General features: G+C 50.5%; 26 protein-coding genes and 3 tRNA genes. 7 read left to right on the top strand and 22 right to left on the bottom strand.

Going from position 1 to position 22,969, the window contains the following annotated elements:
- Window positions 1-351, bottom strand: a complete 351-nt coding sequence (gene flhD / locus E0L21_RS11280) for a flagellar transcriptional regulator FlhD (RefSeq protein ID WP_017458320.1) — start codon at window positions 349-351, stop codon at window positions 1-3.
- Window positions 352-1,129: 778 nt separating this feature from the next.
- On the opposite strand from flhD, the gene uspC reads away from it, so the two are divergent.
- Entirely contained in the window at window positions 1,130-1,555 is a 426-nt protein-coding gene (gene uspC / locus E0L21_RS11275; protein ID WP_131409502.1) for a universal stress protein UspC, read from the top strand.
- A gap of 34 nt (window positions 1,556-1,589) precedes the next feature.
- Here uspC and otsA read toward each other — a convergent pair whose 3' ends face one another.
- The 8 genes from otsA to azuC form a co-directional block, all read right to left on the bottom strand.
- The gene (otsA, locus tag E0L21_RS11270) at window positions 1,590-3,014 is read right to left on the bottom strand and encodes an alpha,alpha-trehalose-phosphate synthase (protein ID WP_131409500.1); all 1,425 of its coding nucleotides are present in this window, start codon (window positions 3,012-3,014) and stop codon (window positions 1,590-1,592) included.
- The gene (gene otsB / locus E0L21_RS11265; protein WP_131409498.1) at window positions 2,989-3,795 is read right to left on the bottom strand and encodes a trehalose-phosphatase; all 807 of its coding nucleotides are present in this window, start codon (window positions 3,793-3,795) and stop codon (window positions 2,989-2,991) included. Before otsB ends, otsA begins: the two co-directional genes overlap by 26 nt.
- 186 nt (window positions 3,796-3,981) lie before the next feature.
- Window positions 3,982-4,962, bottom strand: a complete 981-nt coding sequence (gene araH / locus E0L21_RS11260) for an L-arabinose ABC transporter permease AraH (RefSeq protein ID WP_131409496.1) — start codon at window positions 4,960-4,962, stop codon at window positions 3,982-3,984.
- 14 nt (window positions 4,963-4,976) lie between these two features.
- Entirely contained in the window at window positions 4,977-6,491 is a 1,515-nt protein-coding gene (gene araG / locus E0L21_RS11255) for an L-arabinose ABC transporter ATP-binding protein AraG (protein ID WP_131409494.1), read from the bottom strand.
- A 70-nt stretch (window positions 6,492-6,561) separates the two neighbouring features.
- Window positions 6,562-7,542 (bottom strand): arabinose ABC transporter substrate-binding protein, encoded by a 981-nt coding sequence (locus E0L21_RS11250; protein WP_131409492.1) that lies wholly within the window; start codon window positions 7,540-7,542, stop codon window positions 6,562-6,564.
- 317 nt (window positions 7,543-7,859) lie between these two features.
- A complete protein-coding gene (locus tag E0L21_RS11245; protein ID WP_131409490.1) occupies window positions 7,860-8,417 on the bottom strand; it encodes a DJ-1 family glyoxalase III in 558 nt (185 codons plus the stop codon).
- Window positions 8,418-8,533: 116 nt separating this feature from the next.
- Entirely contained in the window at window positions 8,534-8,785 is a 252-nt protein-coding gene (locus E0L21_RS11240) for a DUF2766 family protein (protein ID WP_017458328.1), read from the bottom strand.
- Between the two features lie 122 nt (window positions 8,786-8,907).
- Window positions 8,908-8,991: a stress response protein AzuC gene (gene azuC, locus E0L21_RS11235; RefSeq protein ID WP_017458329.1), complete on the bottom strand. Its 84-nt coding sequence runs from the start codon at window positions 8,989-8,991 to the stop codon at window positions 8,908-8,910.
- Between the two features lie 212 nt (window positions 8,992-9,203).
- Between azuC and E0L21_RS11230 the strand changes: the two genes are divergently transcribed.
- Window positions 9,204-10,628, top strand: a complete 1,425-nt coding sequence (locus E0L21_RS11230) for an MFS transporter (RefSeq protein ID WP_131409488.1) — start codon at window positions 9,204-9,206, stop codon at window positions 10,626-10,628.
- A 52-nt stretch (window positions 10,629-10,680) separates the two neighbouring features.
- On the opposite strand, the gene E0L21_RS11225 is transcribed toward E0L21_RS11230, so the two are convergent.
- The gene (locus E0L21_RS11225) at window positions 10,681-11,319 is read right to left on the bottom strand and encodes an RpiB/LacA/LacB family sugar-phosphate isomerase (RefSeq protein ID WP_017458331.1); all 639 of its coding nucleotides are present in this window, start codon (window positions 11,317-11,319) and stop codon (window positions 10,681-10,683) included.
- A 237-nt stretch (window positions 11,320-11,556) separates the two neighbouring features.
- Between E0L21_RS11225 and yecR the strand changes: the two genes are divergently transcribed.
- Both yecR and ftnA read left to right on the top strand, forming a co-directional pair.
- Window positions 11,557-11,889, top strand: a complete 333-nt coding sequence (gene yecR / locus E0L21_RS11220) for a YecR family lipoprotein (protein ID WP_165501904.1) — start codon at window positions 11,557-11,559, stop codon at window positions 11,887-11,889.
- Window positions 11,890-12,096: 207 nt separating this feature from the next.
- The gene (gene ftnA, locus E0L21_RS11215) at window positions 12,097-12,594 is read left to right on the top strand and encodes a non-heme ferritin (RefSeq protein ID WP_017458333.1); all 498 of its coding nucleotides are present in this window, start codon (window positions 12,097-12,099) and stop codon (window positions 12,592-12,594) included.
- 39 nt (window positions 12,595-12,633) lie between these two features.
- Here the strand turns inward: ftnA and E0L21_RS11210 are convergent, their stop codons facing one another.
- The gene (locus E0L21_RS11210) at window positions 12,634-12,873 is read right to left on the bottom strand and encodes a YecH family metal-binding protein (RefSeq protein WP_131409484.1); all 240 of its coding nucleotides are present in this window, start codon (window positions 12,871-12,873) and stop codon (window positions 12,634-12,636) included.
- Window positions 12,874-12,937: 64 nt separating this feature from the next.
- Window positions 12,938-13,279 carry a hypothetical protein gene (locus E0L21_RS11205; RefSeq protein WP_131409482.1) on the bottom strand — a complete coding sequence of 114 codons (342 nt, stop codon included), beginning with the start codon at window positions 13,277-13,279 and terminating at the stop codon, window positions 12,938-12,940.
- 240 nt (window positions 13,280-13,519) lie between these two features.
- On the opposite strand from E0L21_RS11205, the gene tyrP reads away from it, so the two are divergent.
- The gene (gene tyrP / locus E0L21_RS11200; protein WP_131409480.1) at window positions 13,520-14,731 is read left to right on the top strand and encodes a tyrosine transporter TyrP; all 1,212 of its coding nucleotides are present in this window, start codon (window positions 13,520-13,522) and stop codon (window positions 14,729-14,731) included.
- A gap of 415 nt (window positions 14,732-15,146) precedes the next feature.
- On the opposite strand, the gene E0L21_RS11195 is transcribed toward tyrP, so the two are convergent.
- The 6 genes from E0L21_RS11195 to uvrY form a co-directional block, all read right to left on the bottom strand.
- Window positions 15,147-15,233, bottom strand: a tRNA-Leu gene (locus E0L21_RS11195).
- 13 nt (window positions 15,234-15,246) lie between these two features.
- Window positions 15,247-15,320 (bottom strand) — tRNA-Cys (locus E0L21_RS11190).
- Window positions 15,321-15,374: 54 nt separating this feature from the next.
- Window positions 15,375-15,450 (bottom strand) — tRNA-Gly (locus E0L21_RS11185).
- A 149-nt stretch (window positions 15,451-15,599) separates the two neighbouring features.
- On the bottom strand, window positions 15,600-16,148 hold the full coding sequence (gene pgsA / locus E0L21_RS11180) for a CDP-diacylglycerol--glycerol-3-phosphate 3-phosphatidyltransferase (protein ID WP_131409478.1): 549 nt from the start codon (window positions 16,146-16,148) through the stop codon (window positions 15,600-15,602).
- A 56-nt stretch (window positions 16,149-16,204) separates the two neighbouring features.
- A complete protein-coding gene (uvrC, locus tag E0L21_RS11175) occupies window positions 16,205-18,037 on the bottom strand; it encodes an excinuclease ABC subunit UvrC (protein WP_131409476.1) in 1,833 nt (610 codons plus the stop codon).
- The gene (gene uvrY / locus E0L21_RS11170; protein WP_131409474.1) at window positions 18,034-18,690 is read right to left on the bottom strand and encodes a UvrY/SirA/GacA family response regulator transcription factor; all 657 of its coding nucleotides are present in this window, start codon (window positions 18,688-18,690) and stop codon (window positions 18,034-18,036) included. Before uvrY ends, uvrC begins: the two co-directional genes overlap by 4 nt.
- A 358-nt stretch (window positions 18,691-19,048) precedes the next feature.
- Between uvrY and E0L21_RS25530 the strand changes: the two genes are divergently transcribed.
- Entirely contained in the window at window positions 19,049-19,159 is a 111-nt protein-coding gene (locus E0L21_RS25530; RefSeq protein ID WP_456237417.1) for a hypothetical protein, read from the top strand.
- Entirely contained in the window at window positions 19,156-19,380 is a 225-nt protein-coding gene (locus E0L21_RS11165; RefSeq protein ID WP_131409472.1) for a DUF2594 family protein, read from the top strand. Before E0L21_RS25530 ends, E0L21_RS11165 begins: the two co-directional genes overlap by 4 nt.
- Window positions 19,381-19,447: 67 nt before the next feature.
- Here the strand turns inward: E0L21_RS11165 and sdiA are convergent, their stop codons facing one another.
- From sdiA to dcyD, 4 genes are all read right to left on the bottom strand, one after another.
- Window positions 19,448-20,170: a transcriptional regulator SdiA gene (sdiA, locus tag E0L21_RS11160; protein ID WP_131409470.1), complete on the bottom strand. Its 723-nt coding sequence runs from the start codon at window positions 20,168-20,170 to the stop codon at window positions 19,448-19,450.
- A 284-nt stretch (window positions 20,171-20,454) separates the two neighbouring features.
- Window positions 20,455-21,207 (bottom strand): L-cystine ABC transporter ATP-binding protein TcyN, encoded by a 753-nt coding sequence (gene tcyN / locus E0L21_RS11155; RefSeq protein ID WP_131409468.1) that lies wholly within the window; start codon window positions 21,205-21,207, stop codon window positions 20,455-20,457.
- Window positions 21,204-21,872 carry a cystine ABC transporter permease gene (tcyL, locus tag E0L21_RS11150; protein WP_131409466.1) on the bottom strand — a complete coding sequence of 223 codons (669 nt, stop codon included), beginning with the start codon at window positions 21,870-21,872 and terminating at the stop codon, window positions 21,204-21,206. Before tcyL ends, tcyN begins: the two co-directional genes overlap by 4 nt.
- A gap of 21 nt (window positions 21,873-21,893) precedes the next feature.
- A complete protein-coding gene (gene dcyD / locus E0L21_RS11145) occupies window positions 21,894-22,880 on the bottom strand; it encodes a D-cysteine desulfhydrase (RefSeq protein WP_131409464.1) in 987 nt (328 codons plus the stop codon).
- Window positions 22,881-22,969 lie beyond the last annotated feature (89 nt).

The raw sequence follows: 22,969 nt of genomic DNA, 5'->3' as shown, positions 1-22,969 counted from the left end.
TTATGCCCTTTTCTTCCTGGCCGCGTCGCCAGTCTGTGAAGACTCATTCAGCAGGCGGGTTGAAAGTAAAATCCCGGTGTGAACTTGCTGTAAATCGTCCACGCGTGATTCTTGGGTCAGACGAGTAATAGTCTGATGATTGTCAAAACGGAACTGGCAAATCAGCTGATTGGTTTCAGCCAATTTCACCATTTGCGGAAGGGTTAACTCAACCAGTGTCGTCGCCATCTCTTCATTAATACCGAGACGGAACATTGCGGACGCTTTGTCCTGGCTGATCAAACGCTGAGCAAGAAGTAAATACGACAAATTAATGTCATAAACATGTTTCAGCAACTCGGATGTATGCATTTTTCCCATCCCGAATAACCAACTTGTATCTTATGCGGCTAAGCCGCACCCCGTGATGTCGCCGGGAAAAAACCCGGTATAAAAAAGAAAGGCTAAATGCATAACTGACTAGGATCTTGCGATAAGGCGCTTCGCTCAAATGTTAATTGCCTTACAACGTTCTTAATCATTTCTTACAAAGAACTAAGATTTTTCCTAATTCGACGCAACTGTACTCGTAGGTGCTGCCACATACAATCTGACCAGTGCGGAAATTTGAAATTTTTGTGATCTACGTCACATAATTTACCCGAATATGGACAATAAATCTATCAGTCTCGCTTGTGAATTGATGTTTTTTTGCGCGATCAACCCCCTTTTCTATTCCAATTGCCCGAATAGGCATGCAAAACGCGCTCTTACCCACGTTAACTGGTCGGAGGATTAGGATGCTGCCCTATTTACATTTGACAATATGTATCTACTGAAGAAACAACTCTAAAAAGTGATATAAAACAATATATTATGTTTTAAGTAAAGTTAATTAATCACCCAAAGCAACCATTACAGTTTTGTTAATCAGCATGGTCGATAATTTAACAATTCGATCTTAAATTCTCTTAATTTTAGTTAAGCTTTTAAAATCGGTTAAGGTGATTAAAGCGCGACCAGAGCGTTACGTAAGAATAATTAATGAATATTTATGATAACCTTCACATCCATGCCATATTCACGGGTTGCACTGGTTTAAGAATCGGAGTAATGGTGAGAAAAATTTGATTCAAATCGGGGAGTGAAAATGGCTTATGCACATCTTTTGGTCGCCGTAGCCGTTACGCCTGAGAGCCAACAATTGCTGGCAAAAGCGGTCGATATTGCCCGCCCTTCCAGTGCCCGCATTACCCTTATTACCTTAGCCGCTGACCCAGAACTGTATAATCAGCTTGCAGCACCAATGATGGAAAACGTCCGAGATGTCCTGCTGGAAGAGACACAACAGTTTCTTGATGAACTGGTTCGTAACGCGAATTATCCCATCGAACAGGCGTTGATTGCCTCCGGCGAGCTAAGTAAGCATATTCTGCATACCTGTCGCACCCAGGATGTCGATTTAGTGGTGTGTGGTAATCATAATCAGACGTTCTTCTCGCGCGCCGTCTGCTCGGCGAAAAGTATTGTCCAGTCCAGCGAAGTGGATGTGCTGTTGGTGCCTTTACATGAGTAAAACGCTCCCGACAGATGCGGGAGCGTTCGTTACGTCAGGCTAGCTTTGGAAAGGTCGCCACTTTGCTTTGTAGCTGGCTTTGTACGCTACGTGGCGTGATGCGCTTTAAATCGCTGATAAACCTCTGCTGCCAGCGATGGATATCATTCTCCTTGATAACTTTGAGCATTTCCGCATGGCGCGAAATACGCTCCGCCAGCGGCATCCTTAATGCCCTGTCCATCGCCGCCGCGACATCATCGCGATCGTAAGGGTTGACGATCAACGCCGATGTCAGTTCGTTCGCCGCACCGGCAAACTGCGAAAGAATTAACACCCCCGGATTTTCAGGATCCTGAGCCGCCACGTACTCTTTCGCCACCAGGTTCATACCGTCACGCAGCGGTGTCACCAACCCGACTTCCGCATAGCGGAATACCTTCATCAACACTTTGCGATCAAAATGCTGGTTGAGGTAATAAAGCGGCGTCCAGCCAAGCTGACCGTATTTCCCATTGATGCGCCCGGCTTCTGTTTCCAGTTGATGACGAATATCCTGGTAGGCCTGCACTTCGCCACGCGAGGTGGGCGCTATCTGCGTATAACGGATCTTACCGTGGTGCTGAGGGAACTTCTCAAGCAGGGTTTCATATGCCAGGAAGCGTTCCGGCAAGCCTTTGGAGTAATCCAGACGCTCCACCGAGAAGATGTTTTTCACATTCTTCAGTTCATTTTTCAACTGCGCCAGTTTGGTCGGTAATGGCCCGGCGGCTTGTTGCGCGATTTCTTGTGGCTCAATACCGATTGGGTAGACTTCCGTGCGGAAGGTTTTGCCCCAGGCAACATGCTCTTTCCCACTGCGGGTGGTTAGCCTTGTTTGCATCGACAAGCTATCGAGGAAGGCCAGGCGATCGCTTTCAGTCTGGAAGCCCAGCAAGTCGTAATCACACAGTTGCTCAAGCAACTCAGCGTGCGGCGGCAAGGCATTGAAAATTTCCGGGGTCGGGAAAGGAATATGCAGGAAGAAGCCGATCTGGTTGTTAACGCCGCGCTTACGCAGCTCGCTGGCGAACGGCAACAGATGGTAATCATGGATCCACAGAATGTCGTCTTCTTTAATCAGCGGCAGCAGCTTGTCTGCCAGCAGCGCATTGACATCCTGGTAGCCTTCCCAGGCTTCGCGCTGGAACTTAACCAAATCCAGACGATAGTGGAAAGCGGGCCACAATACCCCATTCGAAAACTGCGAATAATATTGATCGTAATGCTCTTCACTGAGGTTAAACGAGGCCCAGGTAATATTCCCCTTCGTGACCTTTTTTAGCGGTTTATCCTCGTCACCGGTCTCTCCGCTCCAGCCAAACCACAGCCCACCGGTCGCTTTTAGCGCCCCAAGGATCCCTACAGCCAGCCCGCCAGCACTGGATTTTTTATCATCAGGCGGAGCAATACGATTAGATACTACGACTAAGCGACTCATAGCCATCTCTCCTGTTTGTTAGCGCCCGTTGTTCTTGTTGTTGATGGTCGACAAGTTTTTCAAGCCATTGATAGACATCATTTACGCCAGCCAGACGCCACCTTGCCTGTGTTGCGCCCGAGCCGACTTTTATCGATATGCCGCCAAGTTTGTTAACGGCTTTAAACCCATGTTCGTCAGTCAGATCGTCGCCAAGAAACACCGGTTTCTTGCCGAGAAAGGGCGGCGTTTGCATAAAAGCTTCAATAGCTGCGCCTTTATGAATGCCCGTGGGTTTCAGCTCTACCACGCATTTTCCCGGCTGCATCGCCAGTTGCGGGTAGTGTGAGATAAGCGATTTTGCCAGGGCAAAGACCGCATCTTCATGTTGCGGAGCCTGGCGATAATGCAGTGCAAATGCCATCCCTTTAGTTTCAAGTTCAACGCCGGTAAGCGAGGCAATCCCATGCCGAAGTTCACGCTCCAGCGGTTGCAAAACCGCCTCCGGTAACGTCATTCGTTCGGTTCGACCATTGATATCGCGGCGCTCCGCCCCATGTACCCCGGCAAGCGGGAAACAATACGGTTTGGCGAGCTGTTCCAGCTCAGCAATTGAACGCCCTGAAATCAATGCCAACGCCCTGTCATTTAGCTCAGCAAGCAATGAAAGTCTGGTCAGCACATTTTCAGGGATAAAAACATCATCCGGGTGCGGTTTGATCTCCGCGAGGGTGCCATCCAAATCGAAAAAAAAGGCAAAATTACCGGAAGTGAGAGGCGGTATAGATAGTGCGTCTTCCACCCTGGTTTCCTCCTTACAGTGTTAGATGAGAGCCGTTTTTCACAAACGTCTCATTATCATTAGCCATGTAAGTATAGACAGTGTGACGCTGCTCGCCATTTTAAACATGACTTACCAGCCGGATTAGCGGCTGGTAAGGTCTGGAGTTAGACTAATAGGTTGTGTGCGAAATTTAAGCAATAAGCATCAAACAGTACGTTTGGCTTTTTGTTTATAGCGGTCGAAAATCACCGCCGCCAGCAGGATCAAACCGCGCACAACGTATTGTGAGAAGGGAGAGATATTCAGCAGGTTCATCGCGTTTTCCACGGTACCCAGAATCAAGATACCGGCCACAACGTAGGAAATTTTACCGATCCCACCTTTCAGCGACACGCCCCCCAGCACGCAGGCTGAAATAACAATTAGCTCATAACCGATCGAAGTCATTGGCTGCCCGCTGGTCATACGTGAAGCAAGAATGATCCCCGCCGCCGCTGACACAAGGCCTGAGAGCACAAAGATAATGATCTTGGTTCTGACCACTGGCACACCCGCCAGCCTTGCTGCCTCTTCGTTACCGCCAATTGCCAGCGTATTACGGCCAAAGGTGGTTTTATTAAGCAAGAAGCCAAAAATAATCAGGCAACCGACCGTCAGCCAGATAGGCGCAGGCAACCCAAGCCAGTTAGCATAGCCGAGCGTGAAGAAGCGCTCATCTTCAATCCCCACCGCTTTACCATCAGAGATGATATAGGCCAACCCGCGCACAATCTGCATTGTTGCCAGCGTGGTTATCAGGGCGTTGATTTTCAAACGCGCAATGACAAAGCCGTTAATAAACCCGCTCACCACACCGAGTAGCAACCCGGCAAATACCCCAATCCACAGGCTTTCGCTGAGGTTGATGACTACCGCCGTGGTCACCCCGGCGCAAGCAATCACAGACGCGACAGAGAGGTCGAAATCGCCGGACGCCAGGCAAAAAAGCATGCCGCAGGCCACCATGCCGGACATGGAAATTGCCAGCCCCAGACCTTTCATATTGACGAAAGAGGCAAAGTTCGGCACGAAAACAGCGCAACCAATGAACAGCGCGGCGAACACCACCAGCATGCCGAACTGATCCCAGATGCGCCCGAAGCTGAACGCCGACTTCGGCGCACGGGACGTAGTTAAAGATGACATCGTATTCTCCTTACTCAGGCGACAGCCTGGCTCACTTTCGGCATCGCAAGGCTCAGCGCCTGCTGTTCATCGCCCTGACCGTGTAACAACTCACCGGCTATTTCGCCTTCACGCATCACCACTATACGGTCGGCGACGCCGAGGACTTCCGGCAAATCACTGGAAGCAAACAGCACCGCCACACCACGTGCCGCCAGCGCATAAATCACGTTGTAGATTTCATGTTTCGCCCCGACGTCAATCCCACGCGTAGGCTCATCGAGCAGGATCACCTTCATCTCTTCCGACAACCAACGCCCGAGAATGGCTTTCTGCTGGTTACCGCCGGAAAGATTCATAATCAGCTGATCCGCCCCCGGCGTTTTGATATTGAGCGAGCGAATATGGTGTTCCGCGTTTTCGCTCTCCCAGCCATTGTTGATGAGACACCCTGCGCGAATGTATTTGCGCCGGGCGCTGATATTGATGTTCTCCTGCACCGAGTGAACCGGGATAATGCCTTCGGCTTTGCGATCCTCCGGGCATAGCATCATGCCAGCACGGATCGCGTGAGCGGGTTTGTGGATATTGACCAGCTCGCCATCGATAAACACCTGCCCTTCGGTAATTTGCGTTGCGCCAAACAGCCCTTTCATCAACTCACTGCGACCGGCACCGACCAGGCCAAACAGGCCGACAATTTCCCCGCTGCGCACGCTCAGGCTAATCGGCGTGCGTACGCCCGGCGCTTTCACCTGCTCCAGGCGCAGACGTTGCTCGCCATATTCGCGCGGCTGCCAGCCGTAAATATCGCCCAGCTCGCGCCCGACCATTGCCTTCACCAGTTGGTCATGGTTCACCTGCTGCATATCGGCAAAAGTACGCACATAGCGGCCATCTTTAAACACCGTAATGGCATCACTCAGGGCAAATATCTCCTCCATACGGTGGGAGACATAAAGGATGACGCGCCCCTCTTTACGCAGCTCGCGGATCACGCGAAACAGGTTGTCGATTTCCCGCGCCGAAAGGGAACTGGTGGGTTCATCGAAGGCAATAACTTTGGCGTTACGCGCCAGCGCCTTGGCAATTTCCACCATCTGCCATTGGCCGATGGAGAGGTATTTCAGCGGTGTTTGTGGGTCTATATCCAGCCCCAGATGCTTAAGCTGCAAACCCGCTTCATAATTGAGCAGTGAACGGTTCACAATGCCGCCTTTATGCGGCAACTGGCCCAGGTAGATGTTCTCGGCGACGGTCATTTCCGGCACCAGATGCAGCTCTTGGTAAATAATGGCTACTCCAGCGTTCAGCGCGGCGGTCGTATCGGCAAAGGAGACCTCTTCTCCTTTTATTGCCAGCGTACCGGTCGTCGGCGCGTAGTTGCCGCTGAGGATTTTGAGTAGCGTTGATTTACCGGCACCATTCTCACCCATCAAGGCGTGAACCTGCCCGGCATAACAATCAAAACTGATCTCGCTGAGCGCTTTCACACCGGGGAAAGTCTTACCGATGCCGCGAAACGAGAGGTAAGGAGTAGACTGTTGCATAACGTCTCCGCAAAACAGTTCATTGTACGTCTGGCTCCCCGCAGATGCGGGGAGCGCAACCAACAGAGAATTACAGTCCTTTTTTCGCCAGCTCTTCTTTGAAGTTATCGCGGGTGATCAACACCACATCCGTAACGGCGGTGAATTTCGGCGGCTCCACGCCTTTGGTCACCCAGTTGTACAGCAGCTCACTGGTTTTGTAGCCGTGAACGTCCGGGCTTGGCAGCAGAGAACCGAAGAAGCCCGTCGCCTGTGCTTTGGACAGTTCGCTCACCGCATCCACACCGTTAATGCCGATACCAATAACGTCCGCCGCTTTAAAGCCCTGCCCTTCCGTTGCACGCACGCCGCCAAGTACTGTGTTGTCATTCATGCCCAGTACCAGCCAGTGTTTCACTTCCGGATGCTGTACCAGCAGGGAGTTACCGGCATCAAACGCACCGGGGATATCGTTCGATTTCGTCGGCACCTGGTAGATCTGTTTTTCCGGGAAACCGGCTTTTTTCAGCGCGTCCATGGAGCCAGTGGTACGGCGGCGAGCGGTATCCAGTTCGTTAGCCGTAATTGCCATCACGCCGGTCTGTTTCACATCCCAGCCGCGTTTTTGCATCTCTTTGTACAACTCATCGCCCTGACGCGCGCCAATCTCACTCGCCGCCATCATCACTAACGGCACCGACGTCATTGGCTCACCTTTCGCGTTAACGAACTGGTCGTCCACGGTGATGACTTTCATATCGTAGCCGCGGGCTTTGGCCACAATTGCAGACCCCAGTTTTGGATCGGGAGTACAAATAACAAAACCTTTCGCCCCGCTTGCCGCCAGGCTATCAATGGCGTTCAGGGTTTTCTCACCGTCGGGAACGGCGATTTTGATCACTTCAAAACCTAAATCTTTGCCTGCCTTGTCGGCGAACCGCCACTCCGTCTGGAACCAGGGCTCCTCCGGCTGTTTAACCAGGAACCCGAGCTTCATGGTTTCAGCGATAGCGGATTGTGACATAACGGCAGCCAGGCCGATGGCCGCCAACGCTTTAGTGAATTTGTGCATGGTAAACTCCAGCTTTAGCATTCTTTTATGTAGGGAAAACAACTCATAAGTTTTTTTAAAAGTTCATAAAACAAGGCATTAGAGTCCATACGCCCCTGGAGCTCTGTGCTGGAAATAGTTTTAGCGGGAAATTGATTCTCCATAGGAGAGCGGCATCACACGGCAGAATTACAGTAATTCCGTACATAAATTCAGCGATTTATCACATAAAATCAGCCGTTTTTGTCTGACAAATAGAAAGGGCGAAAGCTGAATAATCCATAACGTCAGCCAGCTTATCCTTGTGCCCGGATACAGAGCGTACCCGGGCGGAAAAATCACCAGCTATAGTAGATATGCTCGGCGTGATCTCGCGCCGCAATTTCGTTTCCTTGCAGCCGCGCGGCTATTGTTAAGGCAAAATCGAAAGCCAGCCCCAGACCTTTGCCGCTGATCAGGTTGCCGTCTTCCACAACCGGCGCATCAACATATTCACCGTCGCGCACGTTTTCATATAAATCGCCGGAGCAAACATAGCGGCGACCTTTCAGTAAGCCGTTAGCGCCCAGCACGCGCGCGGCGGCCGAACAGATTGGGCAAATGAATTTCCCAGCGGCGTCATGGTGTTCAACAAATTGCAGCACCGCCGGGTTGGCGGCGAGATTGACGCTACCCTGCGGACCGCCGGGCAGTACGATGGCGTCATACAGCGTATGCTGCCGCTCGGCTAGCGTACTGTCTGCCACCATGGGGATATTGTGATAGCTGACCACCGCGCGGGACTCCGCGCAGGCCAGCGTTTCGACCTCTATCTGCAAGCGGCGCAGAATATCAATGGTGATAATCGCTTCCGCCTCTTCAAAACCGGGGGCCAACAACACCGCCACTTTTTTCATTCCCGACTCCTTCTGGTCAAGGTTGGTTGAATTCAGTGGCTTTATTGTTGATCAAAACAACGTTTCAAAATCCCCGCTGTGTCACAGACCGACAGGCGCAACACAGCAAGAATAAATCAGTGCGCTTCGCCCTGCGGGGTGAATTTCAGTTCAATTAAGGCAATGGCTTTTTGGATAGCGCGGCGCGTTACCGGATCGGCAGCTGCCGGATGGGTGGAAAAATCGATGCTTTTTAATTGATTCGCCATTTTCTCACGCACTTCAACTGGCGCGATAACGTCGATAACATCGAGAATTTGTTTAATGACCAGTTGGCAGGCCACGACATCCGAGACCAGCTCTTGATCAGCCGAAAGATTTTGCGACATATGAGGCTCCTTTAATTGTGGGCGTCATAGTAGCGGTAAATGCCGGGTAAGAGTAGTTTTGCGCCCTTGTTCCTGCGGATTTTGGGCATAAAAAAACCTGCGCGTGGCAGGTTTTTTTATCATCAGAACATAGCGCCTGGCGGTACGTCTTTGAAAGTTTTGCAATAGGTTTCAAACATATGCTTCAGGATTTTACGCAGTTTCATCTGTTACTCCAGCGATTTGTTATGCAGGTGTTACGTCTCAATGCACATATAATATGATGCGCATCACAAAAAGCAAGTTCAATGTGACAGGAATCACGTTTCAAAAATCAAAAATGCAGTATCTTTGTTAAAAATTCACATGTGAATCCTGCAGTTAGCGCTATAAAACATTTTTTAGCTCCTTCAATTATTTTTTAAATGGCAGCCCCACAATGCGTGAAAGCACCCTTTCGCGAAAGACAGGAGGTCTTTCTCCCGCTGCGCTACTGGTAGCCGGCGCTTTCTTTATGGAGTTTATCGACGGTACGGTGATCGCCACGGCGTTGCCGGATATGGCAAAAACCTTTGGCGGGGAAGCCGTTGCGCTCAATATTGGTATTAGCGCGTATTTGATAACGCTTGCAGTGCTGATCCCCGCCAGCGGCTGGATTGCCGATCGCTTTGGCGCGCGCAACGTCTTCTCGCTGGCGCTGGCTATTTTTACCCTCGCCTCGGTGCTTTGCGGGCTTTCGACCAGCGTTGATATGTTCGTCTCAATGCGGATTTTACAAGGCATCGGTGGTGCGTTAATGGTGCCGGTCGGCCGCCTTGCGGTGCTGCGCACCACACCGAAACATCAATTAATCACGGCCATCGCCACGCTGACCTGGCCCGCGCTGGTCGCACCCATTATCGGCCCGCCGCTCGGCGGTTTTATTACCCACTATGCCGACTGGCGCTGGATCTTCTTTATTAATGTGCCGTTGGGCCTGCTGGCGATTGCGTTGGCGTTACGCATTATCCCTAATATTCGTGAAGAGGAACGCCGCCCGTTTGATCTGCCCGGTTTTATCGCCACCGCAGTCGCGATGGTCAGCCTGGTGTATGCAATGGAAGCGGTGGGTTCTGAACATCCGCAAGGCGCATTAACCCTGGGTTTGCTGGTGCTCGGCGCGACAATGCTTATTTTTACTTTGCGCCATTTCAGGCGAGCAAAATGGCCGATGATCCGCCTCGATGCGATGAAAGTGCCGACATTTCGCGTGACCATGTACGGCGGTTCCCTGTTTCGCGCCTCAATTAGCGCCGTGCCATTTCTGCTGCCGCTGCTGTTTCAGGTAGGATTCGGCATGGATCCGTTCCACGCCGGGTTGTTAGTGCTGGCGGTGTTTGCCGGTAACCTTTCCATCAAGCCTGCCACTACGCCGCTTATTCGCTGGCTGGGTTTCAAAAAGCTGCTGTTAATCAATGGCGCACTCAATGTGTTAGCGCTGCTGGCCTGCGCATTATTGACTCCGCATACACCGGTGTGGCTGACATTTGTGATCCTCTATCTCGGCGGCGTGTTCCGTTCGGTACAGTTCACCGGCGTCAGCACGCTGGCCTTTGCCGATGTACCGTCGCCGCAAATGAGTTATGCCAATACGTTATTCAGCACGGCGACACAATTAGCAGTGGGCTTAGGCATCACGCTGGGTGCAATTGGTATTCGAATTGGTGAGCATCTCAGTACGTGGTTACATATAACCGCCGTTGAGGGGATCAGCTTTCGACTGGCGTTTGTGTTTATTGCGCTGATTTGTCTGGTAGGCATGTTTGATACGCTGCGGCTAACGAAGGATGCGGGTAGCGCCGTGTCGCGTAAACAGAAAGCCTGATGCAGGAAAGGAAAAAGAAGAGAGCCGCAACAGACGTTGCGGCTTTTTATTATCAGGCGAGGACTTCGCGAACGAAGGCTTCAATCTCTTTGTTCTGGCAGTTTTCAAAGAAGCATTTCTGGAAACGCTCACCAGAAACGGCCGTTTTCACCAGTTCACGGTCGATCGCACGCAGTGTATCGAGATAGTTCTCTTTTACCACTGCCGCTTTGACCTGGTTCAGAATGCCCGCGTTGCGCACCTGCGGTTCTTTGCGCTCCGGCGGGTAACCTTCCCCTTTGCGGCCAGTAAAGGCTTTCTCAAAGATAAAGCGCACGTTCAGTTCTGCGCCCCAGCCAAAACCTTTCGCGAACGGCAGCGCCAGTGCGTTACCGTTGTTGATCTGAGCGAACAGGAAAGCATCCGCCGGATCGATACAGTAACCGCACACCACACCCGGGTGGATATTCAGTGACATCAGCGCGCCCTGGCCAGTGCCACAGCCGGTTACCACGAAATCCACTGCTTTGGCATTCAGCAAAATACTGGCCATAATACCAAGGTGGATATAGGTCAGATGGTGGTCGTTCTCATCGCTCATCCCGACGTTAAATACCGGGAAATCTTTCTCATCGGCAACCGTCTTCAGCTCTTTGAGGATGATGGCGTTTTTCGCCGCCTGGCTGTTTTCCATCATCAGTGCAATTTTCATTTTAGATCTCCTGTGACATGCTTCAGATAGCAAAGGTTGGCTAAACCTTACTACCTGACAAACATACTTTCAAATTTAATGAAAAATGGTTTTAAAAATCAGAAGCAGGCTCACAGTTTTTGCTCTTCGCGCAGTGCCGTCGCGATTAGTAGAGGCTGTTCGGCGGGTTATTCTGTCGATTGCCTGCAAATCAACGCGATAAGATGAGATCATGCCAAAATGAAACAGAGTGATTTCATGAAGAGAATCGTTGTAGCCGCCTCGCTGCTCCTGCTCGCGGGATGCTCGATGACGAAAGAAGCGGAAGTCAGTAGCGTGGATACCATCAGCGGTCTGGTGCGCCTGAGCTATAACCAGTCGATGATGCAAACCGCCAAGTATGATAACTACACCGCGCAGGGGACTGCTAATAAACAGTGCCAGCAGATGGGTTACGCCACCGCAGTGCCTTACGGTCAGCCGGTGCAAACCTGTAGCCTGATTAGCGGCTCGGTCTGTATGAATACGAAAGTGACTATTCAATACCAGTGTCGTGGTGTGGCTTTTACACAAACCAAACCGACCTGGTAAATTCTTAAGCCAGTATAATTCTACTGGCTTATCTTTTTATTAAAGATAAAAACAATTCTCATTTATTTAATTAATTCCTGGCAATGCGTGTTATTCTCATTCTCTTCTTAATGTATTTATTTTTTATTTTACCTTTTGCAAATAATTAAATAACAAATTATAGTGAGCGCACCTTTCGCCTGATAATTATATTTATGGAGCCGCGCCATGTTAAAAGCAGAGATGATCGAAAAATTAAATGAACAAATGAATCTGGAACTGTTTTCTTCACTGCTCTATCAGCAGATGAGCGCCTGGTGCAGCTACCATAGTTTTGAAGGTGCGGCCGCGTTTCTGCGTCGCCACGCGCAGGAAGAGATGACACATATGCAGCGCCTGTTTGATTACCTGACTGACACTGGCAGCTTGCCACGTATCAATACCATTGAATCGCCGGTAGCTGATTATGCTTCGCTTGATGTTCTATTCCGCGCAACGTACGAGCATGAACAGCTGATCACGCAGAAAATTAACGAACTGGCGCATGTCGCGATGACCACTCAGGATTATCCAACATTTAATTTCCTGCAATGGTATGTGGCGGAACAACATGAAGAAGAAAAACTGTTTAAATCAGTGATTGATAAATTAACACTGGCAGGTAAAAGCGGTGAAGGTCTCTATTTCATCGATAAAGAGCTGGCGACGCTGGACACGCAAAACTAATATTACGGGCGGTAAAGAACATTCTTTACCGCCTTTTTATTAATGCTTGCAAATTTTACTTTCGTGAGTAGAAAAACCCTCTTCCGCCGGAATAAACTTTCCACGTGATGCCAGAAACGCGACCAGTTCAGCCGCCGTCATTCCTTCAGCTGAGCAGGTATGAAAACGCGCCGCTTCGCCAAACCGATGAATAATTGCCGCCGTCAGGCTCTCGTTTGAATAGCGCTCACCTGTTTCAATCATCATATTCAACACTTCATGACCGTGAATGGATGTCATAGATCCTCCCCAAAAGATGCATCATAAACTCAACATTTCATGCGGGCGTTGCGTTAAAACAGGTTTACATGCATCCGGCACAGCTGGTGCATCGCCAGTCCTGCTTATTCACGGCATGGTAAAAGTAGCGATAATTTGTCGTTTCCAGCGGAATGTCATTTTCGAAAAACAGATCGGTCAGCCAGTCGACGTTATCAATAATCCACTCATCTTCCGGCAGCCCCTGGACAAAGGTTTCATCATCCGGGTCAATGATCGAATAGATTGCCCACGTTCCCATATCTTTTTCCTGCCGGGGCTCTGGCAACGTTATCTCTACCCCTTGCCAGCTAATTTTCCAGTGACCGTGACAAAGCAGGTTTCCGCTGCGCGACCATCGTGCTGTAAAGGGATTAGTACCCGGCATTGTCAAACCTCAATATTTTTAAAAACTTATAATATTTTTTAAGTTACGCCGGATTGTCGCGTAAAAACACGCTCCTGATGAAGTGGGCAAATCCGGCAATTTCTCTGTGCAACGGCCCGAAGAGTCACATTTGTAAAGAAATAAATACAGTGCATGTAACGGTTGTTTGACGAAATCACTGAATTGTCTTACTCTGCGCCGCATCTTGAGCTGTCAGTGCGTTTTATTACAGAGGAAAGCGTGAAGAATCGAACACTTGGTAGTGTTTTTATCGTCGCCGGAACAACCATCGGCGCGGGAATGCTGGCAATGCCGCTGGCAGCGGCAGGCGTAGGTTTTGCGACCACTTTTGTTTTACTTTTCGCCTTATGGGCAGTGATGTGTTACACCGCCCTTCTTCTGCTGGAGGTTTATCAGCATGTTCCGGCAGATACCGGGCTTGGATCGCTGGCCCGACGTTATCTGGGGAAATATGGTCAGTGGGTGACAAGCTTTAGCATGATGTTTTTGATGTATGCGCTGACGGCGGCATATATCAGCGGCGCAGGCGAATTGCTAGCCGCAAGCATCAGTGCGTGGCTTAACATTTCGCTTTCGCCCATCACTGGCGTGTTGCTGTTCACTCTCGTTGCCGGTGGCGTCGTGTGCGCAGGAACCTCCCTGGTCGATCTGTTTAACCGTTTTCTGTTCAGCGCCAAACTCTTGTTTCTGATAGTGATGCTGGCGCTGCTGATGCCACATATTCATAAGGCTAATTTGCTGACCATGCCACTGGAAAAAGGTCTGGCGTTGTCTGCTATTCCAGTCATTTTTACCTCATTTGGTTTTCACGGCAGCGTACCAAGCATCGTCAGTTATATGGGCGGAAATATTCGTAAACTGCGCGGAGTGTTTATCACTGGCAGCGCCATCCCGCTGGTGGCCTATATTTTCTGGCAATTGGCGACGCTTGGCAGTATTGATTCCTCGACGTTCATCGGACTGCTGGCCAGCCAGGCTGGGCTTAACTGTCTGTTGCAGGCATTACGCGAAGTAGTGGCGTCGCCACATGTTGAGTTAGCGGTACATCTGTTTGCCGACCTCGCGCTTGCGACCTCTTTCCTTGGCGTATCGCTCGGTCTTTTTGATTACCTTGCCGATTTGTTCCAGCGCCGCAACAATGTCGCAGGACGTTTACAGACAGGAGCCATCACTTTTCTGCCGCCGCTGGCGTTCGCGCTGTTTTATCCACGTGGGTTCGTAATGGCGTTGGGCTATGCCGGTGTTGCACTTTCCGTACTGGCGCTGTTATTGCCTTCAATGCTGGCATGGCAAAGCCGCAAGCATCATCCGCAAAGCAGTTATCGCGTACTCGGCGGCAAACCGGTGCTGTGTCTGATTTTTGCCTGCGGTATCGCGATTATTGGCATTCAATTCTCTATTGTCGCCGGGTTGTTGCCGGAAGTCGGTTAATTACCGTCATCAGGTGTGAGTGCTGGCTTGTTCAATGTACATGCTCACACCGCCCTTCCCCTCGTTAATCGGTCAGCATCTTGCGCACTCCCCACGACGTTCTATACAGAAGCTTGCCATCGCACAAACACGGTGAAGCTTACTCGCACCAGCAAAAACACGGATTATGTTGCCGCTTCGAAAGAAAGGTGAAATGAGAGCAGGAAATATAAGGACATAAAAACGCATCGCCAACGCAGAGAAACAACCGCAAGGTTTCAATAATTCCTGTGGTTTGTAGGGCAGCAATGCTCCCTTTATAAGGTGAAACCGAGTGGAGAACGAATGGCGAAGGCGGGGAAACAGGCATAAAAAAACCGCCTTGAAGGGCGGTTTCACGACACTGCTTATCATTGATTTTATTCTTGATTTCCCATGGTACCCGGAGCGGGACTTGAACCCGCACAGCGCGAACGCCGAGGGATTTTAAATCCCTTGTGTCTACCGATTCCACCATCCGGGCTCGGGAAGGAAATTGGAGGCGCGTTCCGGAGTCGAACCGGACTAGACGGATTTGCAATCCGCTACATAACCGCTTTGCTAACGCGCCTGAATACTACAGGTTTTGCAACCCGCACCCGCTAATATAGCCGATGCGTTAAACTGGAGCGGGAAACGAGACTCGAACTCGCGACCCCGACCTTGGCAAGGTCGTGCTCTACCAACTGAGCTATTCCCGCATTATCAAGTTCTGTTCTAATCACTTGATTTTACTATCATCTGGCGAGTTACGCCGCCTTCCGATGCGTTGCATTCTACTTACCTGACGCACTGAGTCAACGATATTTTTCAAAACCAAGATCGTTTGCTGAAAATTGCGACGAAACGATCACGGTTCAAGCAGATCGCCACGCGCAGCGTTGAGGTATTGCAACATTGACCATAGTGTTAACACTGCGGCAACAAAAAAAAGCGCAATGCCGGCATATTCAACCCAGATATTCGGACGCCAGAGGAGCCCTACCAGCGCGACCATCTGCGAAGTGGTTTTGACTTTACCAATCCACGAAACGGCCACACGGCTGCGCTTACCCATTTCCGCCATCCATTCACGCAGCGCGGAAATAATGATCTCTCGTGCGATCATCGTTGCCGCAGGCAGTGTCACCCACCAGCTGTGATAGTGCTCGGCGACCAGCACCATCGCAATCGCGACCAGCACTTTGTCAGCAACAGGATCGAGGAAGGCACCAAAACGGGTGCTTTGATTCCAGCGACGCGCCAGAAAACCGTCAAACCAGTCGGTTATCGCAGCACAACAGAAAATCAGTGCACAAACAAACGGTGCCCACGGAAAGGGAAGATAAAACGCCAGCACGAAAAACGGGATCAGGATGACGCGAAATAGGGTAAGCAACGTAGGGATATTAAATCGCATAGTGGCGTTAACTGTCTGTTGTCCGTAAATATTCGCTCTATGGTGCTACAGAGCCCTTAATGTTTCAACGAGTAGTAGATCTTTTCTGCCAGTCCTTGCGAGATCCCCGGCACTTTTGAGATTTCATCAATACTTGCATTGAGTAAACCTTGTAAACCACCCATGTATTTTAACAACATCTGGCGTCGCTTCGGCCCGACGCCTTCAATGGTTTCCAGTGAACTGGTGTTTTTCACCTTCGCGCGTTTTTTGCGATGTCCGCTGATGGCGTGATCGTGTGACTCATCGCGAATATGCTGGATAACGTGCAGCGCTGGCGAGTCCGGCGGCAGGCTAAAACCCTCCCCTTCCGGCTCGAAGAACAACGTTTCCAGACCCGCTTTGCGATCGGCCCCTTTCGCCACGCCCAGCAGCAAAGGTTTATTTTTATCCCACGCCACATCCAGTTCGGCAAAAACGGCTTTCGCTTGCCCTAACTGCCCTTTACCACCATCAATGAGGATCACATCCGGGATTTTGCTCTCTTCGATCGCTTTACCGTAACGACGACGCAGCACCTGATTCATTGCTGCGTAATCATCACCCGGCGTGATTCCATTGATGTTGTAGCGTCGATACTCCGCCCGCAATGGCCCATTGGCATCAAATACAACGCATGATGCCACGGTTTGCTCACCCATCGTGTGGCTGATATCGAAACACTCCATGCGTTTCACTTCCGGCAGCTCAAGCACGCTGGCCAGTGCTGCAAGCCGCTGGTGAACCGTGGATTGCTGAGAAAGTTTAGTTGCCAACGCCGTGGCGGCATTAGTACGCGCCAGCTTAAGGTAACGCGCACGGTCACCGCGCGGTTTGGTTTGCACATTCACCCGCCGGCCAGCGAGTTCGGAAAGCGAGTCGCTCAGCAGAGTTTTATCGCTCAAGTTGAAATCGAGCAAAATTTCACTCGGCAAGGTACGCATCTGGCTACCCTGCAAATAGAACTGACCAACAAAGGTCTCTACCACTTCGCCAAGCTCAGTCCCGCCCGGCACTTTCGGGAAATAGCTGCGACTGCCAAGCACTTTTCCCTGGCGGATAAACAACACATGTACGCAGGCCATTCCGGCATCAAAAGCCACGCCGATAACATCCAAATCATCGCCAGTATTAGAAACAAACTGTTTTTCCGTCACGCGGCGTACGGCCTGAATCTGGTCGCGGACACGCGCCGCTTCTTCAAACTCCAGCGCCTGGCTGGCTTTTTCCATACGAGCAATAAGCTGAGTCAGTACCTGGTCATCTTTACCAGCAAGAAAGAGACGCACATAGTCAACCTGCTGCGCATACTCCTCTTCGCTGACCAACCCGGCGACACACGGCCCAAGACAGCGGCCAATCTGGTATTGCAGGCAGGGGCGTGAACGGTTGCGATAGACACTGTTCTCGCACTGGCGAACAGGGAAAATTTTCTGCAGCAGCGCCAACGTCTCGCGCACGGCATAGCCGTTCGGGAAAGGCCCGAAGTACTCCCCTTTCGCATGCTTAGCACCGCGATGCATGGAAAGACGAGGATGCGTATCGCCGCTGAGAAAAATAAACGGGTAAGATTTATCGTCACGCAGCAGCACGTTATACCGGGGCTGATAGAGCTTGATGTAGTTATGCTCAAGCAACAACGCTTCGGTTTCCGTATGGGTAACAGTGACATCAATCTGCTGGATCTGTGCAACCAGCGCTTCCGTTTTACGCGAGGCAAGGTTGCTGCGGAAATAGCTGGAAAGCCGTTTTTTCAGGTCTTTCGCTTTACCTACATAGATAACAGTTCCACCGGCATCATACATACGATAGACGCCGGGTTTACTGGTAACCGTTTTCAGAAATGCTTTCGAATCAAAAACTTCAGTCACTGACTTAATAACGTCTCCGCATTGCATAACCCGTGGCGAATAGCGAGATGCGTCAGTTCGACGTCACCGTGTATGTTCAATTTGCTGAACATACGATAGCGGTAGCTATTCACCGTTTTGGGGCTCAGATGTAGCTGTTCTGAGATCTCATTGACCTTCTGGCCTTTGGTGATCATCAGCATAATCTGCAATTCACGTTCAGACAAACTGTCGAACGGCGAGTCCGTTTTTTCGGGTTCGATTTGGCTAAGCGCCATTTGCTGAGCAATGTCGGAAGCGATATAGCGCTGACCAGACTGCACGGAGCGGATAGCGTTCACCATTTCCTGCGGCGCTGCACCTTTGCTGAGGTATCCTGCAGCTCCCGCCTGCATCACTTTCGCGGGCAGCGGGTTTTCCGTGTGGACAGTAAGCATAATCACTTTGGTATCAGCATTACCACGTGCGATTTTCCGCGTCGCTTCGAGGCCGCCGATACCAGGCATGTTCATATCCATCAGAACGACATCAACCGTATTAGCGCGACACCATTTAATGGCATCTTCACCACAGTTAACCTCGCCGATAACTTTTATGCCCTTAATGTCTTCAAGAATGCGTCGTATCCCTGCGCGCACCAGTTCATGGTCATCAACAAGTAGTACGTTGATCAATGGAGTATCTCCGGAATAGGGATAACGCGACAAAAGCCTAATTCAACGTATATTAACTTTTTTTCATCTAACAGTGAAAGGTTAAAAAACCCGTAACTTTCGATTTTGTTCGCGTTTTTGGAAATTAAGTTGTACAGAGCGTGGAAAGTTCCGCGATCTTTTCAAGCGCAGCGCTAAAAAAGTTTTAGCCCGGCTTTTCAAAAAGTTACTCGAAATTGTGTTTGCAGATATGACTATTAGCACGCTTCACATGTAACAACAATTAACTGCTACTAAACCTTGCTTAAACATATATTCTTCGACAATTAAAAACAGCACGGCTTATTACCGTCAGGTTTAATTTAATAAACTGAAAATAATGATCAAAAAACAACCACTGCTTTCTTTTGCCGTCATTATGGTATACTCCGCCGCTTTGACAGTGTCCGTCGCGCACCTGCGCGACACCGTAACGAGGAAAATAAATTGAGCACACCTGATTTTTCCACTGCTGATAATGCAAAGGAACTGGCGCTGGAAGTCTCCTGCCTGAAATCAATGATTACACTGATGCTGCAGGCGATGGGCCAGGCAGACGCAGGACGCGTTATCATCAAAATGGAAAAGCAAATCGAACAAATGGAAGACGACGCTCAGGCTGCGGTATTTTCCGGTACTGTTAAGCAAATTAAACAAGCCTATCGCCAGTAAATAATAACCGGCTGCCAAAATAGATTTGTCAGCTGGCTATCTTTGCCGGGCAAAACAGAAGGGTTATTTAAATCATCCCTGTTGCCGCTGCGTAGCATGCGATCTGTGTTTTGTTCGGCGCGTTAAATTTCTTCTGCATATTTTTTTGATGAAAATTAACTGTGTTTTCGGATATGGATAAAATCATCGCGATCTCTGCAGATGTTTTACCTTCCGCTGTCCACTTGAGAATTTCACGTTCACGCTTACTGAATTTCATTTCAGGTGCCAGCACCATCTGATCTTCCAGACGAGTTAATGCCAGCAGGCTTAACTGCACCAATGTCTGCATGCGCAATTCAATTTCATCATCCGACATCATTTTGCCAAACAGGCTGGTGCGCGACACGGACAAAAAACCCATTGCATGATTGGGCAACATCAGGCACTGCGAAATACCTTTGCGCAATCCGTGATCCCGCGCAGCATCCCACAAAACCATAGCATCGTGAAAGAGTTTGTCATTCCAGGGAAGATGTCCCTGTATGAAGTTTTCAGCCTTAAGCACCGGGTCAATAGCAAAGTAATTCTCTGCCTGATAATGCTGCATCCACGCTTGTGGATAAGAGCTTTCAACGCTCAACTTCGGCCGGGTAAAAGGCACCGGGTGGCGAACGCAAAGCGAAAAATAATCAAATTCCAGCAGCTGTGTCTGCCGCTGTAATTCGGAATAAACATCCTGGGCTGTTGTCATCTCCTGGAACCGCGACATCATGTCACGACGCCAGGTAAAGAATTCTATATCCTGCATACCGACCGGTAATACCCCTGGTTTTAATAATCATTATTTTGTATACAATAAGCTAACACATAAAACTTAATTATAAATATAAAATATCGATGTATCTGGAAATAAGTTGCGCTTAACGCCAGCGTTAACGGCATCTTAGGAAGGAATAACTAGTGGGCGTTTCAGACACACAGCATATAGCCGGGAAATATCCCTGCAAAACGTGCATGTAATAAATACAGTGAATTTTAACTTAAGTGAAATTAACGCGATTCAGCCGTAATGTGTGCTGAACCGCGAAGGCATTATTGCATGAGGAATTTTTCCAGAAACTGACGCGTACGCGGTTGCTGCGGGTCGGCAAACAACGTTTTCGCGGGCCCCTGTTCCACAATACGCCCCTGATCCATAAAAATTGCCCTGTCCGCCACGTCACGCGCAAAGCTCATCTCATGCGTGACAATCACCATCGTGCGCTTTTCTTGCGCCAGTTGGCGAATGGCATTAAGAACTTCGCCCACCAGCTCAGGATCGAGCGCGGATGTCGGCTCGTCAAAAAGAATCACGTCCGGGCGCATCGCCAGCGCACGAGCTATCGCTACACGCTGCTGCTGCCCACCCGATAAACGCCGTGGATAACTGTTCTCTTTGCCACTCAACCCCACTTTTTCCAAGAGTTCGCGCGCGCGCGCAGCAGCCTCTTCCTTGGGCTCACCTTTCACGATCACCGGCCCTTCAATAATGTTTTCCAGTACTGTCCGATGTGGGAACAAATTGAAATTCTGAAAGACAAAACCAACATGCTGGCGTAACCGGCGGATAGCGCTTTTCTGCTGGCTAAGCGATCGCGCGGTATCAATGGTGATTTCGCCAACACGGATAGTGCCGTTCTCCGGCTGCTCAAGCAGGTTAATACTGCGCAACAACGTGGTTTTACCGGAGCCACTCGGGCCAATAATCGCCACCACTTCGCCCTGTTGCACCTCAAGATCGATACCGTGCAACACCGTCTGGCCGTGGAATTTTTTCACCAGATTTTTCACGTCGATAGCACTCATTTCGGATCACGCTCCTGACGATTAAGCTGGTGTTCAAAATAGTTTTGCAGGGAAGAAAGTACCGTCGCCATCACCCAGTAAATCAGCGACGCCGCAAGGTACATGGTGAACACTTCCAGCGTGCGGGACGTTATCAATTGCGCCTGGCGGAACAGCTCCGGCACCTGAATGGTTGCCGCCAGTGACGTATCTTTCACCAGGCTAATGAAACTGTTGCTCAGCGGCGGCAGCGCGACACGCGCGGCCTGCGGGAGAATAGCGCGACGCAATGTCTGCCACGGCGTCATACCAATACTGGCCGCCGCTTCCCACTGCCCTTTATCGATAGACGAAATAGCCGCGCGCAACGTCTCCGCCGCGTAGGCTGCCGTATTAAGTGACAGGCCAATCATCGCCGACGGGATAGGATCCAGCTCAATACCAAACTGCGGCAGACCGTAATAGATCATAAACAACTGTGCGATAAGCGGCGTACCGCGAAAAATCGAGATGTACAAACGCGCCAGCCAGCGCACAGGTAAGAGCGACGACATGCGCATCAGAGCCAGCAGAAAGCCGAGCAATAAACCAAAAAACATCCCGCCAATACTGAGTTGCAGTGTAAATACCGCGCCCTTTAACAGGAAAGGCGCAGAGTCGATAACCAGTTGTAGACTCTCTTGCATTATTTTTGCTCTGCCTGGGAATTAAATATGGGGGTGATAGGCAAACAGCGCCGGTGCGCCGCCCGTATGGATAAACAGGATGGGTCCGTTATCTTTAAAGCGATTCTGCTCAATACCATCCAGCAACCCGGCCATCGCTTTCCCGGTATAAACCGGATCGAGCAAAATGCCTTCCAGGCGGGCAAGCAATTTCACCGCTTCCATTCCTTCATCATTGGGCGTGCCATAGCCCGGCGCGAAGTAGTCATCCCACAACAGAATATCGGCGTTGGCCTGCAATTCGAGTTCCCTCGCGATAGCCTGTTGCAGCGTCACCACTTTCGGTTTTTGATCCGCCACGCTGCGCGAAACCGTCACGCCAACCAGTTCCACATCCGGCATCAGTTGCTCCAGCCCAACCGCCAGACCGGCATGCGTACCCGCGCTGCCAGAAGCCACCACCACCGACGAAAGGCTAACCGCACCTTCGCATTGCTGTGCAATTTCCAGCGCGCTTTCCACATACCCCATTGCGCCCAGCGCGTTTGAGCCACCAACCGGGATCACATAAGGGCGGAAACCCTGCGCCTCTATGCGTGTCGCCAGTTCCTCCAGTTGTGCGGTGGGATCTGTCAATGCGTCACACATTTCGATCTGCGCATTGAACAGATCCAGCAGCAAGCGGTTGCCATTGGTCAGGTAGTTTTCCGCCGTGGTACCTATTGGGTTTTCCAAAAGCGCAACACAGTGCAGGCCCAATTTCGCCGCTACCGCTGCTGTCTGGCGAACATGATTGGATTGAATCGCCCCTGCGGTAATTAGCGTATCAGCGCCCTCGCGCAATGCATCCGCCGCCAGGAACTCGAGTTTGCGCAGCTTGTTGCCGCCCATCGCAACAGGCGTCACATCATCGCGTTTAATAAAAATTTCGCGCCCGAGGTAGTCGGAAAGCCGCGGCAGATACTCCAGCGGCGTGGGTGCGCCAATCAACTCCAGGCGCGGAAAGCGGGTCACATTGTGCAAGGACATAAAATCTCCGAAGACCAGGTAACGTTAGCCAATGTTTTTATTATGCACGCTAAAATCGATGAAATAAAAAAGGCGCTTGATTAAGCGCC

The organism is Kosakonia quasisacchari (genome assembly GCF_004331415.1).
GTDB lineage: Bacteria > Pseudomonadota > Gammaproteobacteria > Enterobacterales > Enterobacteriaceae > Kosakonia > Kosakonia quasisacchari.
This window is presented reverse-complemented; position numbering and strand designations above follow the sequence as displayed.

Coding starts and splice junctions, on each gene's coding strand:
- E0L21_RS11240 (WP_017458328.1), bottom strand. CDS start 8,785: ATGTCGCAAAATCTTTCGGCTGATCAAGAGCTGGTCTCGGATGTCGTG.
- otsA (WP_131409500.1), bottom strand. CDS start 3,014: ATGAGTCGCTTAGTCGTAGTATCTAATCGTATTGCTCCGCCTGATGAT.
- uspC (WP_131409502.1), top strand. CDS start 1,130: ATGGCTTATGCACATCTTTTGGTCGCCGTAGCCGTTACGCCTGAGAGC.
- E0L21_RS11250 (WP_131409492.1), bottom strand. CDS start 7,542: ATGCACAAATTCACTAAAGCGTTGGCGGCCATCGGCCTGGCTGCCGTT.
- E0L21_RS11245 (WP_131409490.1), bottom strand. CDS start 8,417: ATGAAAAAAGTGGCGGTGTTGTTGGCCCCCGGTTTTGAAGAGGCGGAA.
- flhD (WP_017458320.1), bottom strand. CDS start 351: ATGCATACATCCGAGTTGCTGAAACATGTTTATGACATTAATTTGTCG.
- yecR (WP_165501904.1), top strand. CDS start 11,557: ATGAAGAGAATCGTTGTAGCCGCCTCGCTGCTCCTGCTCGCGGGATGC.
- E0L21_RS11230 (WP_131409488.1), top strand. CDS start 9,204: ATGCGTGAAAGCACCCTTTCGCGAAAGACAGGAGGTCTTTCTCCCGCT.
- dcyD (WP_131409464.1), bottom strand. CDS start 22,880: ATGTCCTTGCACAATGTGACCCGCTTTCCGCGCCTGGAGTTGATTGGC.
- araH (WP_131409496.1), bottom strand. CDS start 4,962: ATGTCATCTTTAACTACGTCCCGTGCGCCGAAGTCGGCGTTCAGCTTC.
- azuC (WP_017458329.1), bottom strand. CDS start 8,991: ATGAAACTGCGTAAAATCCTGAAGCATATGTTTGAAACCTATTGCAAA.
- sdiA (WP_131409470.1), bottom strand. CDS start 20,170: ATGCAGGATATAGAATTCTTTACCTGGCGTCGTGACATGATGTCGCGG.
- tcyN (WP_131409468.1), bottom strand. CDS start 21,207: ATGAGTGCTATCGACGTGAAAAATCTGGTGAAAAAATTCCACGGCCAG.
- araG (WP_131409494.1), bottom strand. CDS start 6,491: ATGCAACAGTCTACTCCTTACCTCTCGTTTCGCGGCATCGGTAAGACT.
- E0L21_RS11225 (WP_017458331.1), bottom strand. CDS start 11,319: ATGAAAATTGCACTGATGATGGAAAACAGCCAGGCGGCGAAAAACGCC.
- pgsA (WP_131409478.1), bottom strand. CDS start 16,148: ATGCGATTTAATATCCCTACGTTGCTTACCCTATTTCGCGTCATCCTG.
- ftnA (WP_017458333.1), top strand. CDS start 12,097: ATGTTAAAAGCAGAGATGATCGAAAAATTAAATGAACAAATGAATCTG.
- tcyL (WP_131409466.1), bottom strand. CDS start 21,872: ATGCAAGAGAGTCTACAACTGGTTATCGACTCTGCGCCTTTCCTGTTA.
- E0L21_RS11205 (WP_131409482.1), bottom strand. CDS start 13,279: ATGCCGGGTACTAATCCCTTTACAGCACGATGGTCGCGCAGCGGAAAC.
- E0L21_RS11210 (WP_131409484.1), bottom strand. CDS start 12,873: ATGACATCCATTCACGGTCATGAAGTGTTGAATATGATGATTGAAACA.
- E0L21_RS25530 (WP_456237417.1), top strand. CDS start 19,049: ATGATCAAAAAACAACCACTGCTTTCTTTTGCCGTCATTATGGTATAC.